General features: G+C 44.8%; 13 protein-coding genes. 10 read left to right on the forward strand and 3 right to left on the reverse strand.

What is annotated here, in order from left to right; translation table 11 throughout:
- From PV763_RS05730 to PV763_RS05750, 5 genes are all read left to right on the forward strand, one after another.
- Positions 1-996 (forward strand): aliphatic sulfonate ABC transporter substrate-binding protein, encoded by a 996-nt coding sequence (locus PV763_RS05730; protein ID WP_253174959.1) that lies wholly within the window; start codon positions 1-3, stop codon positions 994-996.
- A 36-nt stretch (positions 997-1,032) separates the two neighbouring features.
- A complete protein-coding gene (gene ssuD, locus PV763_RS05735; protein ID WP_420937478.1) occupies positions 1,033-2,208 on the forward strand; it encodes an FMNH2-dependent alkanesulfonate monooxygenase in 1,176 nt (391 codons plus the stop codon).
- Positions 2,208-3,023, forward strand: a complete 816-nt coding sequence (ssuC, locus tag PV763_RS05740; protein WP_004647159.1) for an aliphatic sulfonate ABC transporter permease SsuC — start codon at positions 2,208-2,210, stop codon at positions 3,021-3,023. The genes ssuD and ssuC overlap by 1 nt, the downstream gene beginning before the upstream one ends.
- Positions 3,024-3,044: 21 nt before the next feature.
- Positions 3,045-3,851 (forward strand): ABC transporter ATP-binding protein, encoded by an 807-nt coding sequence (locus tag PV763_RS05745; RefSeq protein WP_420937479.1) that lies wholly within the window; start codon positions 3,045-3,047, stop codon positions 3,849-3,851.
- 313 nt (positions 3,852-4,164) lie between these two features.
- The gene (locus tag PV763_RS05750; protein ID WP_004281222.1) at positions 4,165-4,785 is read left to right on the forward strand and encodes a TetR family transcriptional regulator C-terminal domain-containing protein; all 621 of its coding nucleotides are present in this window, start codon (positions 4,165-4,167) and stop codon (positions 4,783-4,785) included.
- A gap of 66 nt (positions 4,786-4,851) precedes the next feature.
- On the opposite strand, the gene PV763_RS05755 is transcribed toward PV763_RS05750, so the two are convergent.
- Positions 4,852-5,415, reverse strand: coding sequence for a 5'-nucleosidase (locus PV763_RS05755; RefSeq protein WP_420937480.1), 564 nt, complete (start codon positions 5,413-5,415; stop codon positions 4,852-4,854).
- A 231-nt stretch (positions 5,416-5,646) separates the two neighbouring features.
- Here PV763_RS05755 and ribF point away from each other — a divergent pair, with 231 nt between their 5' ends.
- The 5 genes from ribF to PV763_RS05780 all read left to right on the forward strand — a co-directional run bounded on the left by ribF (position 5,647) and on the right by PV763_RS05780 (position 11,245).
- On the forward strand, positions 5,647-6,648 hold the full coding sequence (gene ribF / locus PV763_RS05760; RefSeq protein WP_086044246.1) for a bifunctional riboflavin kinase/FAD synthetase: 1,002 nt from the start codon (positions 5,647-5,649) through the stop codon (positions 6,646-6,648).
- Between the two features lie 64 nt (positions 6,649-6,712).
- A complete protein-coding gene (gene ileS / locus PV763_RS05765) occupies positions 6,713-9,559 on the forward strand; it encodes an isoleucine--tRNA ligase (RefSeq protein WP_420937481.1) in 2,847 nt (948 codons plus the stop codon).
- Positions 9,552-10,091, forward strand: a complete 540-nt coding sequence (gene lspA, locus PV763_RS05770; RefSeq protein ID WP_005261481.1) for a signal peptidase II — start codon at positions 9,552-9,554, stop codon at positions 10,089-10,091. Before ileS ends, lspA begins: the two co-directional genes overlap by 8 nt.
- Positions 10,084-10,566: an FKBP-type peptidyl-prolyl cis-trans isomerase gene (locus PV763_RS05775; protein WP_164542857.1), complete on the forward strand. Its 483-nt coding sequence runs from the start codon at positions 10,084-10,086 to the stop codon at positions 10,564-10,566. The genes lspA and PV763_RS05775 overlap by 8 nt, the downstream gene beginning before the upstream one ends.
- Positions 10,567-10,702: 136 nt before the next feature.
- On the forward strand, positions 10,703-11,245 hold the full coding sequence (locus tag PV763_RS05780) for an NADPH-dependent FMN reductase (protein ID WP_004281216.1): 543 nt from the start codon (positions 10,703-10,705) through the stop codon (positions 11,243-11,245).
- 268 nt (positions 11,246-11,513) lie between these two features.
- Here PV763_RS05780 and PV763_RS05785 read toward each other — a convergent pair whose 3' ends face one another.
- A complete protein-coding gene (locus tag PV763_RS05785; RefSeq protein WP_039902475.1) occupies positions 11,514-11,909 on the reverse strand; it encodes a tautomerase family protein in 396 nt (131 codons plus the stop codon).
- A gap of 460 nt (positions 11,910-12,369) precedes the next feature.
- Positions 12,370-13,542, reverse strand: a complete 1,173-nt coding sequence (locus PV763_RS05790; RefSeq protein WP_420937482.1) for a PQQ-dependent sugar dehydrogenase — start codon at positions 13,540-13,542, stop codon at positions 12,370-12,372.
- Positions 13,543-13,817: the final 275 nt, after the last annotated feature.

Raw genomic sequence — 13,817 nt, forward strand, 5'->3', positions numbered from 1 at the left:
ATGAGTCATTTAAAAACAGTTTCTTATATCAGTTTAGCGTTATTGAGCTTTAGTCTGACTGGCTGTCAGAAACAGGAAGCACAGCAAAAGACTGCTGCAGACACCAAAGCAACACAACCGGTAAAAACCATTGCGATTGGCTTTCAGAAATCAGCCTTGAATCTGCTGGTGGCACGCGATGAAAAGCTATTAGAACAACAATTCCCGAGTGCCAAAATTGAATGGAAAGAGTTTCCGGCAGGTCCACAAATGCTGGAAGCCTTAGCGGTCGGTGCAGTGGATTATGGCTATGTGGGAAATACTCCGCCTATTTTTGCACAGGCGGCAGACAAAGCCCTGAGCTACGTGGCCTTTGAAAAAGTGGCGGGAAATTCTTTGGCCGTGGTCGTGCCGAAAGACAGTGCGATTCAAAACATTCAACAGTTGAAAGGAAAACGGATCGCGGTTCAAAAAGGTTCAAGTGCCCATGAACTTCTGGCCAAAACCCTGGAAAAAGCAGGATTGGAGTGGTCAGAGATTCAAGCCATTTGGCTTCCCCCTGCGGATGCACGTGCTGCTTTTGACAAAAAAGCCATTGATGCCTGGGCAATCTGGGATCCCTTTCTGGGTGCAGCCGAGTTCGACAGCAAGGTTAAAGTGCTGATTGAATCCAGTGACTTTCCACAAACCTACTCCTTTTATATCGGCAATCCCGAATTTATTCAGAAGCATCCGGATAGTCCCGGGAAGTTTATTCAGGCTTTAAATGCCTCTGACCAGTGGATTCTTAAAAACCAGGCTGTAGCTCTAGATATTTATCAGAAAAGTACCGGTCTGAAACCAGAGGTGGCAAAGATTGCATTTGAGCGTCGTCTTAAACCTTCGCCGGTACAACCATTAACGACGGAAGTGATCAAAGCCCAACAGAATATTGCCGATCTCTTCCAGCAGGTTCAACTGATTCCCAAAACTATCAGCGTTCAGAAACATATCTGGTCGCCAGCAGCCACACATTGATTAGCAAACAAGATGATTTAATTTAAGGAATATCACATGAAAATTTTCTGGTTTATCCCCACTCATGGCGACAGTCGTTACTTAGGCACCAGCAAGGGCGCACGTGTTGTAGATCATGCCTACATGAAGCAGATTGCCGTTGCGGTAGATAACTTAGGTTATGAAGGTGTCCTGATTCCAACCGGCCGTTCTTGTGAAGATCCATGGTTAACCGCAGCCAGCCTGATTGATGCGACCAAAAAATTAAAATTCCTGGTGGCGTTGCGCCCGGGTGTGACCACGCCGGCACTGGCTGCACGCATGGCTGCGACCTTTGACCGTTTGTCCAATGGCCGGGTGTTGCTAAATCTGGTCACTGGCGGTGACGAACAGGAACTAAAAGGTGACGGCGTCTATGAAGATCACAAAACCCGCTATAAAACAGCAACTGAATACACCACCATCTGGCGTGAAATTTTAAAACGCTCACATACCGGTGAAAGCTTTAGTTTCCATGGCGAACGCTTAAGTGTCGATGATGCAAAATTGCTGTATCCACCCATTCAGCAGCCGCATCCGCCTTTATGGTTTGGTGGCTCATCGGATGATGCCATTGAGCTGGCCACGGATCAGGTCGATACTTACTTGACCTGGGGCGAGCCACCGGCAGCAGTCAAAGAAAAAATTGCAGTGGTAAAAGCCAAGGCTGCAGCTAAAGGTCGTGAACTGAATTACGGGATCCGTTTACACGTGATCGTACGCGAAACCAATGAGCAGGCCTGGGCGGCGGCTGAAGAACTGATTCAATATGTGGGTGATGCCACTATCGCTGCAGCCCAAGCCAAGTTCAAATCCATGGACTCGGTCGGTCAGCGCCGTATGGCAGAACTGCACAATGGCGATCGCAGCAAACTCGAAGTTTCTCCAAACCTCTGGGCAGGTGTGGGTCTGGTTCGTGGTGGTGCAGGTACGGCACTGGTCGGCGATCCGGAAACTGTCGCTGCACGTATCCAGGAATATGCCGATCTGGGGATCAGCACCTTTATTTTCTCAGGCTATCCACATCTGGAAGAATCCATCCGTTTTGCAGAACTGGTATTCCCTTTACTTCCACTGGAAACCCAGCAAAAACTCACTCAACCAAACTTGACCGGTCCATTTGGTGAAATCGTGGCGAACAACTACACACCGGACGAGAACAAGCAGGCTGAGAAAATTAAGGAGTCTGCTTAATGTCAAAAGTCGTTTCCGTTGAAACCCTGACCCCAAAGCAGGTTTCACGTGGAACAATTCTGGGGCAGCATCTGCTGCCCTGGCTGGTTCCAATTTTCTTGATTGCAGTTTGGCAAATTGCCTCTAGCACAGGCCTGCTGGAAAGCCGGATTCTGCCTGCACCGAGTGCCGTGGTTTTAGCCTTCTGGAATTTATTGCTCAGCGGTGAACTGTGGACGCATGTGCAAGTCAGTGCGGGGCGTGCCATCAGCGGCTTACTGGTGGGTGGTGGTTTGGGCCTATTGCTGGGTCTGTTAAATGGTTCATCCAAAACCGCCTCTACCCTGCTCGATACGACCTTGCAGATGATTCGGAATATTCCTGCACTGGCCCTTATTCCCCTAGTGATTTTATGGTTCGGGATTGATGAATCTGCCAAATTGTTTCTGGTGGCGATTGGGGTATTTTTCCCGATTTATATCAATACCTATCATGGGATTCGTTCTGTCGATCCGCAATTGATCGAGATGGGCAAAAGCTACGGCTTAACTCGCTGGCAACTGTATAAAGAAATTATTCTGCCGGGTGCGATGCCGTCAATTCTGGTCGGACTGCGTTTTTCTCTGGGTCTGGTCTGGGTACTGTTAATCGTTGCCGAAACCATTTCTGCCCAGTCCGGTATTGGATATATGACCATGAATGCACGTGAATTTTTACAAACCGATGTGGTTTTGGTAGGTATTTTACTGTATGCCCTGCTCGGCAAACTGGCCGATGTTCTGGCCGTGGCCTTAGAGCGATTCCTGCTGCGCTGGCATGCCGGCTATCAAAAATAAAGAATAAATGAGGAGCATGTGATGACTGATCTCAGTTTAGGGCGTCATGCCAATGACCCGATTGTGCCACTGGACCAACCTGCGGCAGATATCAATCCTGCTGCAGTGATCGGTGCCGAAATTATCATTGAACAGCTGCATAAGTTTTACGGTTCGGTCAAAGTTCTGGAAGATCTGAACCTGCATATCCAGCCGGGTGAATTTCTGGCAATTGTCGGTCGCAGTGGTTGTGGTAAAAGTACCTTATTGCGCCTGATTGCCGATCTGGAACAGCAAAGCTACGGCGAAATCAAATTCAAATCAGCCCGGCATATTCGCGAAGGCATTACTGCCGATGATATCCGGGTGATGTTTCAGGACCCTCGCCTGCTGCCTTGGCGTAGCATCAAACAGAATGTACAGTTAGGCCTGGGCAAAGAGCAGCATGCCAAAGCCTCTCAAATGCTGGAAAAGGTCGGACTCAAAGAAAAAGCCGGACTGTGGCCTTCACAGCTTTCTGAAGGACAACGGCAACGTACCGCCTTGGCGCGGGCATTATCGCATCAGCCGCGTATTCTGCTGCTGGATGAACCCCTCGGTGCTCTAGATGCCCTGACAAGACTGGAAATGCAAAACCTGATTGAACGCCTATGGACCGAGCAAGGCTTTACCGCCATTCTGGTCACGCATGATGTCAGTGAAGCCGTGCAACTGGCAGACCGGATTATCTTGCTGGACAAAGGCCATATTGCCAAAGAGTTTAGGGTCAATTTGCCACGTCCCCGGCAAAAAAGTGTGACATTTGCAGAACTGGAACAGCAGGTCTTGCAGGCAGTTTTAGCGACCTAAATACTCAATCCAACCCAAAATCGCGCATGGTTTTGGGTCTTATTCTTATAAAAAATACTTTTAAGGACATTTTTATCAGATTCATTTCAGTATTATTCTTCTCTTGCATTGATGAAGAAAAAAGATGAATAAATGAAGTATTTTCAGAAACTTGAATTTCTCTCCCGGTGTAGATGCATTTAGCCTGTTTTAAATATTGATCTAGATAATAAATCATCATTATTCAAAAAATTAGCCTGTGACTGTGTGCACAAATCTGATGATTTGCCGTACAATTGAGGATTCCCTTTTTCATTGTTTTTTATATTTGCTAATGGAACAAAAAAAGAGTACTCAAAAACGCAATCAGCTGCTAAATGCTGCACTAGACGTATTTTCCCTATATGGTTTTAATGGGGCAAGTCTGGATGAAATCGCACAAATTGCAGAAATGCATAAGTCGAATATTTTCTATTATTATGAAAATAAAGAAGCCCTGTATGTCGAGGTATTAACTACCGTTCTACAAAAATGGCTGGCGCCTTTACAAACCCTTGAAGCTGAACTTGAACCTGAAGAAGCGATCACCAATTATTTGATGCAAAAAATTGAAGTATCACGTACCCAGCCTAAAGCATCCCGTTTATTTGCTTTGGAGGTGATTCAAGGTGCACCGCATATTCTGGAAATTTTAAAAGGTCCGCTGAAAAAACTGGTTAAGCGTAAAGCCAAAGTGATTTCCAACTGGCAGGAGCAAGGCAAGATTTCTGCAGATATTGATCCTGAGTTACTGATTCTGAATATTTGGGCGATTACCCAGAACTATGCAGACTTTGCCACTCAAATGGAAATGGTCACGGGTAAAACTTTGCGTAACCGCAGCATGCAGCAACGCATTATCCAGCATACGGTACACATGATGTTATACGGCGTGATTCCACGTACGGATAAATAAGCAAGCGCTTCTGATTGGCACACGACCATAGCTGCTATGGTCGCCGAGCAAACTTAACTTTCCTATTTATTTTACCATTTGATATAAATCTAATAATTTTTTCGCACCCAATAACAGATTTTCTTCCCAATCCAGATGCGCAGTCTCATTGGCTCCATCACTAATGTATTTCACTGAAATCAGCCGAACGCCCAGCTTTTTACAGACTTTGGCCAAGGCATAGCCTTCCATATCGACCAAATTACACGCCACTTTTGAAATACCGGTTTCAAAGCTGTCGCCTGTCCCACAAATCCCTTTCGGCAAATGGTCAAAGAAAGAATCCAGCTCAATGGCACCCGGGAAATGCTGATCCATCGGGGTCATGCCGACCTCAAAGCCGAGGGGTGAAACGTCCATATCACGCTGTACAAATTGCGTGACTTCGACCAGTTCATGCGCATTGAAATGTGAACTCCCCGCGCTTCCCAAATTCAGCAAGGTACTGCAACCGGTGTTCTGAATCACCTCAAAAGCTTTAAAAGCCGCATTGACTTTACCAATCCCGCTGTAATGCACCCGAATGCCTTCTGCTTCAAACAAGCCTTTGGATTCATTGGGTAGAGCCATGATGAGCGCCAGATCGGACATTCGAAACACCTGATATCAAGAAAAACCCTGACATTAGAAAACAAAAATGTCTGAATGAAAAGCACCAGTACCCTGATCAGACATACTTAGCGCGTAGAAAAACCAGCCGGCTTAATTCCAAGGAAGATGAATTTTCAAGAAAAATATTGCATAAAAACACAACAGCAAGACGAAAGCGCGAGATTATGGCAATATATAGCCTCTCGATATTTCTAAGCACTTGATTTGCCCATGCAGCTGCTCCGTCTAAATGCTTTAGCCTCTCATTCTGAATTACCCAAAACTGCCGTGACCATCGGTAATTTTGACGGCGTGCATTTAGGCCATCAGGCGATGATCCGTCAGCTGCAACAGGTGGCCAAAGCACAGGGTTTAAAATCTGTGGTGATGATTTTCGAGCCGCAACCACTTGAATACTTTCAGGGTTATGATGCTCCACCGCGTATTTCATCGTTGCGTGAAAAAGTTGAATATCTGACTGAGCTGGGTGTGGACTATATCGCAGTGGCGAAATTTGACCATACTTTTCGCAGCCTGACTGCAGAAGCTTTTGCCGACATTTTAAAAGAAAAACTGAATGCCCGGCATCTGGTCTTAGGCGATGATTTTCACTTTGGTAAAAACCGCCAAGGCAACAGCGAATTCCTGCGCAATTACGGCTTTGAAGTGACCAATTTAAATACCATTGCTCTAGATGGTGAACGGGTCAGTTCCACCCGGATTCGCCAGACCTTGCAAGCTGGTGATTTAGCCTTGGCCGCACAATTGCTGGGTCGTCCCTATAGCATTACCGGGCGGGTGCAATATGGTGATCAGATTGGTCGAACCATTGATTTCCCCACTATTAATGTACGGCTCAACCGTCATAAGCCCTGCCTGAAAGGGATTTATGGGGTTGAAGTTATTTGCGAAACCTTATCCTTAAAAGACAAAGTAAAAGCCGACTCTGCAGCGCAAACAGGTATCGCGGGTTATGACCCAACTGCCCTGTTTGGGGCAGGTCATGTCGGCACACGTCCTGCCATTAAACAAGCACATCCAGAGTGGCGATTAGAAGTACATTTTCCAGATGTTTCTGCTAATCTGTATGGCCTGTTGATGCGGGTGACGTTCTTAAACTATTTACATGGCGAAAAGGACTATCCTTCGCTTGAAGCGCTAAAAGCCGGAATTGATGATGATGTCGAGAAACTGCTTGAGTTTCGTCGAAATCACCCCACATTTCCCTTTTAATATCCCATATTTTTATTGTAAAACGTGTCAGTGACATAACTGATTAGATTGGAAGACGACTTGCATGAGCGATAAGCAAACTCCTGAAAATGCAGTGGACTATAAAGCCACGCTAAACCTCCCAGGTACTGACTTTGCAATGAAAGCAAATTTGGCAGTACGTGAAGCGAAATGGTTAGAAGAGTGGTATGCCGACAACATTTATCAGCAGATTCGTGAATCGCGTATTGGCAAGAAAAAATACGTGCTTCATGACGGCCCTCCTTATGCCAATGGTCAAATCCATTTGGGTCATGCGGTCAACAAAGTACTCAAAGACATCATTATCAAAAGCCGTGTCATGGACGGGTTTGATGCGCCATATGTACCGGGTTGGGACTGTCACGGTTTGCCAATCGAACTGAAAGTCGAAGAAAAAGTCGGTAAAGTCGGCGTAAAAGTTGATGCTTCAACTTTCCGTAAAGCGTGTCGTGAATATGCCTACACCCAAGTTGAGCTTCAAAAGAAAGACTTCGTACGTATGGGTGTGTTCGGTGATTGGGACAATCCTTACCTAACGATGAACTTCAAACAAGAAGCCGACATCGTACGTTCACTGGGTGCAATCGCGAAAGCAGGTCATATCGAGCCAGGTCTTAAACCAGTCAACTGGTGTCTGGACTGTGGTTCATCATTGGCTGAAGCTGAAGTTGAATATGAAGATAAAAAATCGGATGCAATTGATGTCGGTTTCACTGTTGTTGATTTAGCTGATTTGTCTGCTCGTTTAGGCGTAGACGTTGCTGATCGTACCGATATCGTGATCTGGACCACAACACCTTGGACGATGCCTGCCAACCAAGCGGTTGCATTACATGCTGAGCTTGAATACCAACTGGTGAAAGCAACAGCCGAAGATAAAGCTGCACAAAACTTCATTTTGGCGAAATCATTGGTTGAGTCTGCGACTCAGCGTTATGGCTTTACTGCGTTTGAAGTGCTTGCTGAATTCACAGGTGCAAAACTTGAGAATTTAGTTCTTCGACATCCTTTAATTGCTGAACGCCAAGTGCCAGTGATTTTGGGTGAACATGTCACCGATGCGAGCGGTACAGGTGCTGTACATACTGCACCGGGTCACGGTGTGGACGACTATAAAGTTGGCTTACAGTACAACCTCAAAGTTGAAAACCCAGTCGGTGGTAATGGTGTGTATTTACCAACTTCGCCTATCTTCCCAGGCGAGCATATCTACAAAGCCAATCCAAAAATTATTGCAGCATTAACTGAAGCAACCAAGCTTTGGGCACATGTAGTGATCAAGCATAGCTACCCGCATTGCTGGCGCCATAAAACCCCGATTATCTTCCGTGCGACACCACAATGGTTTATCAGCATGGATGCTAAAGGTTTACGTCAAAATGCCTTGAATGCGATTGAAAACGAGATCAGCTTTGTACCGGACTGGGGTAAAAACCGTATCCAAGCGATGATTGAAGGACGTCCGGATTGGTGTATCTCACGTCAACGTACTTGGGGCGTGCCAATTCCGTTCTTCGTACACAAAGACACCAATGAATTGCACCCACGTACGCCTGAACTGATCGAAGAAGTGGCTAAGCTGATCGAACAAGAAGGTATTGATGGTTGGTACAACCGTGATGCCCGTGAGTTCATTGGTGATGATGCTGAACAATACAATGCTGTGCGTGACACGCTAGACGTTTGGTTCGACTCAGGTACAACGCATTATGCAGTACTGCGTGAACGTGAAGAATTGACTGATCCTGCTGATTTGTACCTTGAAGGTTCAGACCAACACCGTGGTTGGTTCCAATCCTCATTGCTTACCTCGATTGCGATTAATAAACGTGCGCCATACAAAGGCTTGTTAACGCATGGTTTCGTAGTGGACGAGAAAGGTCGTAAGATGTCGAAGTCGATCGGTAACGTGATCACCCCACAAGACATCATTAAAGATATGGGTGCAGACGGCTTACGCTTCTGGATCGCATCTGCGGATTACCGTTATGAAATGACCGCAGGTAAAGAAATCTTTAGCCGTGCGTCTGACGGTTACCGTCGTATCCGTAACACGCTTCGTTTCTTACTTGCTAACCTCAATGGTTTCAAACCATCAACAGATGCGCTTCCTGTAGATCAATTAATCGCACTCGATCAATACATCCTGCAACGTGCTGCTGAAGTGCAAGAAACCATTAAAAAAGCATATGAAGATATGAACTTCCATATTGTCACCACTGCTTTAACGAATTTCTGTATCAATGACTTAGGTGGTTTTTACTTAGACATCATCAAAGACCGTCAATACACCACGAAAGCGGATTCGCAAGCACGTCATTCTGCACAAACTGCGTTGTATCACTTGGTACAAGCATTCGTGCGTTGGATGTCACCAATCCTGAGCTTTACTGCACAAGAAGCTTGGCCGTTAATTCCTGAGCAATCAGAGAAATACGTGTTCACGGCTGAATGGTATGACATTCCTGTGGCTTCAACTGCAAATGTAGTATCTGAAGCTGAATGGCAAACGCTCATTGCTGTGAAATCTGCAGTAAACAAATTCATTGAAACTGCACGTACAGCAAAAACTGTCGGTTCTAACTTGTCTGCCAAAGTTGAACTTTGGGCAAATGCTGAATTAAAAGCAGTGCTAGATAAGTTAAGTGATGAGCTTCGTTTCGTACTGATCACATCACAAGTGATCGTCAATGAGTTTGATGCAGCACAAGGTGAAGCATCTGATCTTGAAGGCTTGAATGTGAAAGTTTCAGCGGCTGATGGCGAAAAATGTGTACGTTGCTGGCATGTATTACCAGATGTAAATACACATTCTGCACATCCTGGCCTATGCGGTCGTTGTATCATCAACCTTCCTACAGGCCAAGGCGAAGAGAGAAAATATGCCTAATACCCACACGAAAAAGGGCTTATTCCAGTTCTATCCACATAATTTATGGTGGGTTGGACTGGCCATTCTGGCGATCCTTCTGGATCAATGGACCAAATGGATTGCAGTGACAAATCTGAATTATGCAGATCCTGTTCCTGTGCTGCCCTTTTTAAATTGGACACTGTTACATAACTATGGTGCTGCCTTTAGTTTTCTGTCCGATGCCGGTGGTTGGCAACGCTATTTCTTTACTTCACTGGCAGGTTTAGTGTCTGTAATCTTTGTGTTTTGGCTGATGCGTATGCCAAAAGACATGAAAATTTTACCATTGGCGATTGCCCTGATTCTGGGTGGTGCCATCGGTAATTTAATCGACCGGGTCAGCCTCGGCTATGTAGTCGATTTTATTCATGTGTATTACCAGAACAGCCACTTCCCTGCGTTCAATATCGCAGATAGTGCTATTACTGTAGGCACTATTCTGATGCTGATTGATACCTTTTTCTTAGAAAAACATCGAATTCAACGGGCGCAAGCACAACATGACTGATTTTATTCATCCTAACGAAGAAACCCGGGTTGCAGACGGTTCTAAAGTCGAGCTGCACTTTTCTGTCGCAATCGAAAATGGCGTGGAAATTGACAATACCCGTAGCCGTGAAGAACCGGTCAGCCTGGTGATTGGTGATGGCAATTTACTGCCTGGTTTTGAAAAAGCACTGATTGGCTTACGTGCCGGTGACCGTCGCACGGTCAGCCTGCCACCAGAAGATGCTTTTGGGCCATGGAATCCAGAAAACATCCAGAAATTTGACACGGTAAAATTTGGAGACCGTCCGATCGAAGGTCACATGATCGAGTTTGAAGACAAAGCCAAAGCGACCTTGTATGGCGTGGTGAGATCGGTGAATGATGACATCACTGAAGTGGACTTTAACCATCCATTGGCAGGCAAAAACATCACTTTTGAAGTGGAAATCTTTAAAGTGACACCTGCGGGTCAGCAAGGTATTAAACTGATGTAAAACATCAGCTAATTGACTGATTTTGAAAAAGCTCCTTCGGGAGCTTTTTTATTTTCCGGATACAAATCATCTCTAGTCACCTTTCTGAAATCTGATTAATTTAATTTGATGATCAGACCAGAAGAAAGGATGAAACATGAAAATTTATATTGTGGTTGGAAGTGTGCGTGAGGGACGTACCGCGATTAAAGTGGCACACTGGGTACTGCAGGAAATTAAAAGTTATGCCTTTAGCACTTTAGAAACTGAAATTGTCGATCTAAAAGAATGGGATCTTCCGCTATTTTCTGGGGCTCATCCGCCATTGACCGGGATTTATGATCAACCCAAACAGCAAGACTGGGCCGACAAGATTGCGCTTGGCGATGCCTTTATTTTTGTCACGCCTGAATACAATCATGGCTATAGCCCTGCCCTGAAAAATGCCTTGGATTATCTCGGCAAGGAATGGCAAGGCAAACCGGCAGCTTATATTGGTTATGGTGCGACCAACGGCTCACGTTCAATTGACCAGATTCGTCAAGTCGGCACTCAACTTGGACTGGTGGATACCAATGCCGTGATCGAAATCCGGGACATCTTTGCGCGCAACAAAGATTATTCCTTCCAAGGCAATGAATTTGATAATAAAAACTTAAAAGCTGTGGTAGATAGACTGATTCAATATGTCAGTGCTTAATGACTGGACGACAGCCCTGTACGTTTTAGCCTACATGCAGCGCAGAGTTTAGCCGCTATGCAGTCATTTTATGCGAGGCTATAGTGAGTACATAGACAGACAGGAAGTCTGCAAAGCGATACGACAACAATAAAAAGCGCCAATCAACAGGACGTTGACAGATTAGACAGGAGTCAGATCTGAGAAGCAAATCCAGAAAAGCCTCGACAGGGTGTTGAGGCTTTTCTGTTTAAACTTTAGGTTTAACTAGAGTAGTGATCGGAATGCATCAAACATCAACCTTAAAGCCGAGATCAACATCACAGGCGGCCTGCCCTCCCCGGATCTCCCAATTTTCTAGTGCACTTTCTCTCAGATGAATCAGAATATGATCTGCAGGAATGCCGATTTCTCCGAGACTTTTGACCATCTGCTGATACAAATTGCGCTTGGTCTCCAGACTGCGGCCAGCAAAACAGTCAATACTGATCAAGGTAAAATATTCAGGCTGAGCTAAATGGCTCATATAATGAAAACGATGCGCTTCATGCACGACCAGACGAATATTACGATCATATTCAGGCAGCTGAAAGGCAGTTTTCACACAATGAAATACGCTGTTAAGCAATTGTTCCTCAACTGCTTGAGGATATTGTTGCCGAACTTCAATTTGAATCGTAGGCATAGGAGTTTCCTTTTTATTATTTTATGGACGTTTTTATTTATATCAGTTGATGCATATCAAAAGAGTTTTCTCTCGCTAACATACAGCAAAATCATCACCGCAGTTTATGATTTGGTCAGATGATCATTTTGAAACAGTATTTTTAAAATTATCTTTTAAAATTCGGCTGTCGGCTTTGACCTACAATCCATGCAGTTAAACTGCCCTATTGCGTTGTATCGCTTCAGGCTATATTCAGATCATACCAAGACAGGAAGTCTTGTAAGAAAAATAAAAAAATTCACGTAGCAGGATGCTGATCGGTATAACAGACATTATACCTTTAACAGAATATGAAAAGGCCTTCACAGGATGTAGAGGCCTTTTTCTTTCATGCCAGCATCAGCTTAAAAAGATTTTTATCCAGATGGTTAGCTTATTCAATATTTCATATTTAGATAAGCATCCTAAAAGCAGATGATTAAGGTGCTGTCATTTTTAACAGAGCTGCTCGCGGACCATCTTGAATCACCCACAGTGAACCATCCTGTGCCTGAGCAACCCCGCGAATCCGCTCTTTCATATCCAGACGTTGAACTTCTTTCACTGGAACCTGGGTGGTATCCACAATCACAATCGCCTTGGAAGACAGACCGGTAGCAATCGCTTTATTTTTCCATTTCGGAAAGACATTAGCAGTATAAAATATTAAATCTGAAGGAGAAATTACCGGAGTCCAATTCAGTGCCGGGGCCTCAAATTCAGGTCGGGTACTGTGGTCAGGAATCGGCTTACCGTCATAATGATCGCCATTGGATACCAGTGGATAACCATAATTTTTAGCTTTGACAATCTTGTTCAGTTCATCGCCGCCTTTCGGTCCCATTTCGATCACCCAAAGCTGCCCTTTCGGATCAAAAGCCATGCCTAGAGGATTACGGTGTCCAAGACTCCAGACCTGCTGGGCAATTTTACCCTGAGTCATAAACGGATTATCGGCAGGGATTGAGCCATCATCATTCAGGCGAATAATCTTACCGGCATTAGATTGCATGTCCTGTGCAGGGTTGAATTGCTGACGTTCTCCTGAACTGATCCATAACTTACCATCCGACCCGAATACAATCCGATGGGCATAATGTCCCTGGCCTGAAAATTTCGGCACTTGCGTCCAGATCCGTTCAATCTGTTTCAGTTGGGGGGTAGACTGTCTCAAATCAAGTTTGCCACGAACGACCACAGCACCATATCCACCTTGACCCTTTTCAGCATAACTCAGATATACCCATCGATTCTTTGCAAAATCTGGATGTAAAGCAACTTCACCTAAGCCGCCTTGGCCCCCATACGCAACCTGGGGTATACCTTTCACCTCGATTTTTTTCTTGGTTTTTGGATCAAAGAGCTGCAATTTTCCTTTGCGCTCAGTAATCAATAGTCGGCCATCATTTAAAGTAGTAATCGCCCACGGCTCATTAAATTGAGCCACCTGTTCAACCTTATATTTTTGCATGCTTAAAGAGACTGCATCCGATTTGGCAGCTGATGTAGATGCGTCTTGAATACTTCTAGAAGATGAATTCTCTGCATGACAGGCAGTAAATGCTAAAGCACAACAACTGAGTAGAATTTTTATTTTAAATTGCGACAACATCCTCTTCTCCATACTGATTTATTGTTCAAATTAACATCAAGATACAGAGTTTCTGGTCTAAATTCAGCATAGAAAAGTAAATAGATATATTTTAAAAATTATAAATAGAATTTCTCTTAATAAAGAATTAGTGTCTAAGCTTTTGATTAAAACCCGCGCATAAAAAAACACCCCCAACCGTTTGGTTGGGGGTGTTTTGAATAATGAGCTGGCGATGACTTACTCTCACATGGGTAACCCCACACTACCATCAGCGCTAAGAGGTTTCACTTCTG

It is taken from the genome of Acinetobacter sp. AS5, from assembly GCF_048957595.1.
In the GTDB taxonomy this organism is placed as follows: domain Bacteria; phylum Pseudomonadota; class Gammaproteobacteria; order Pseudomonadales; family Moraxellaceae; genus Acinetobacter.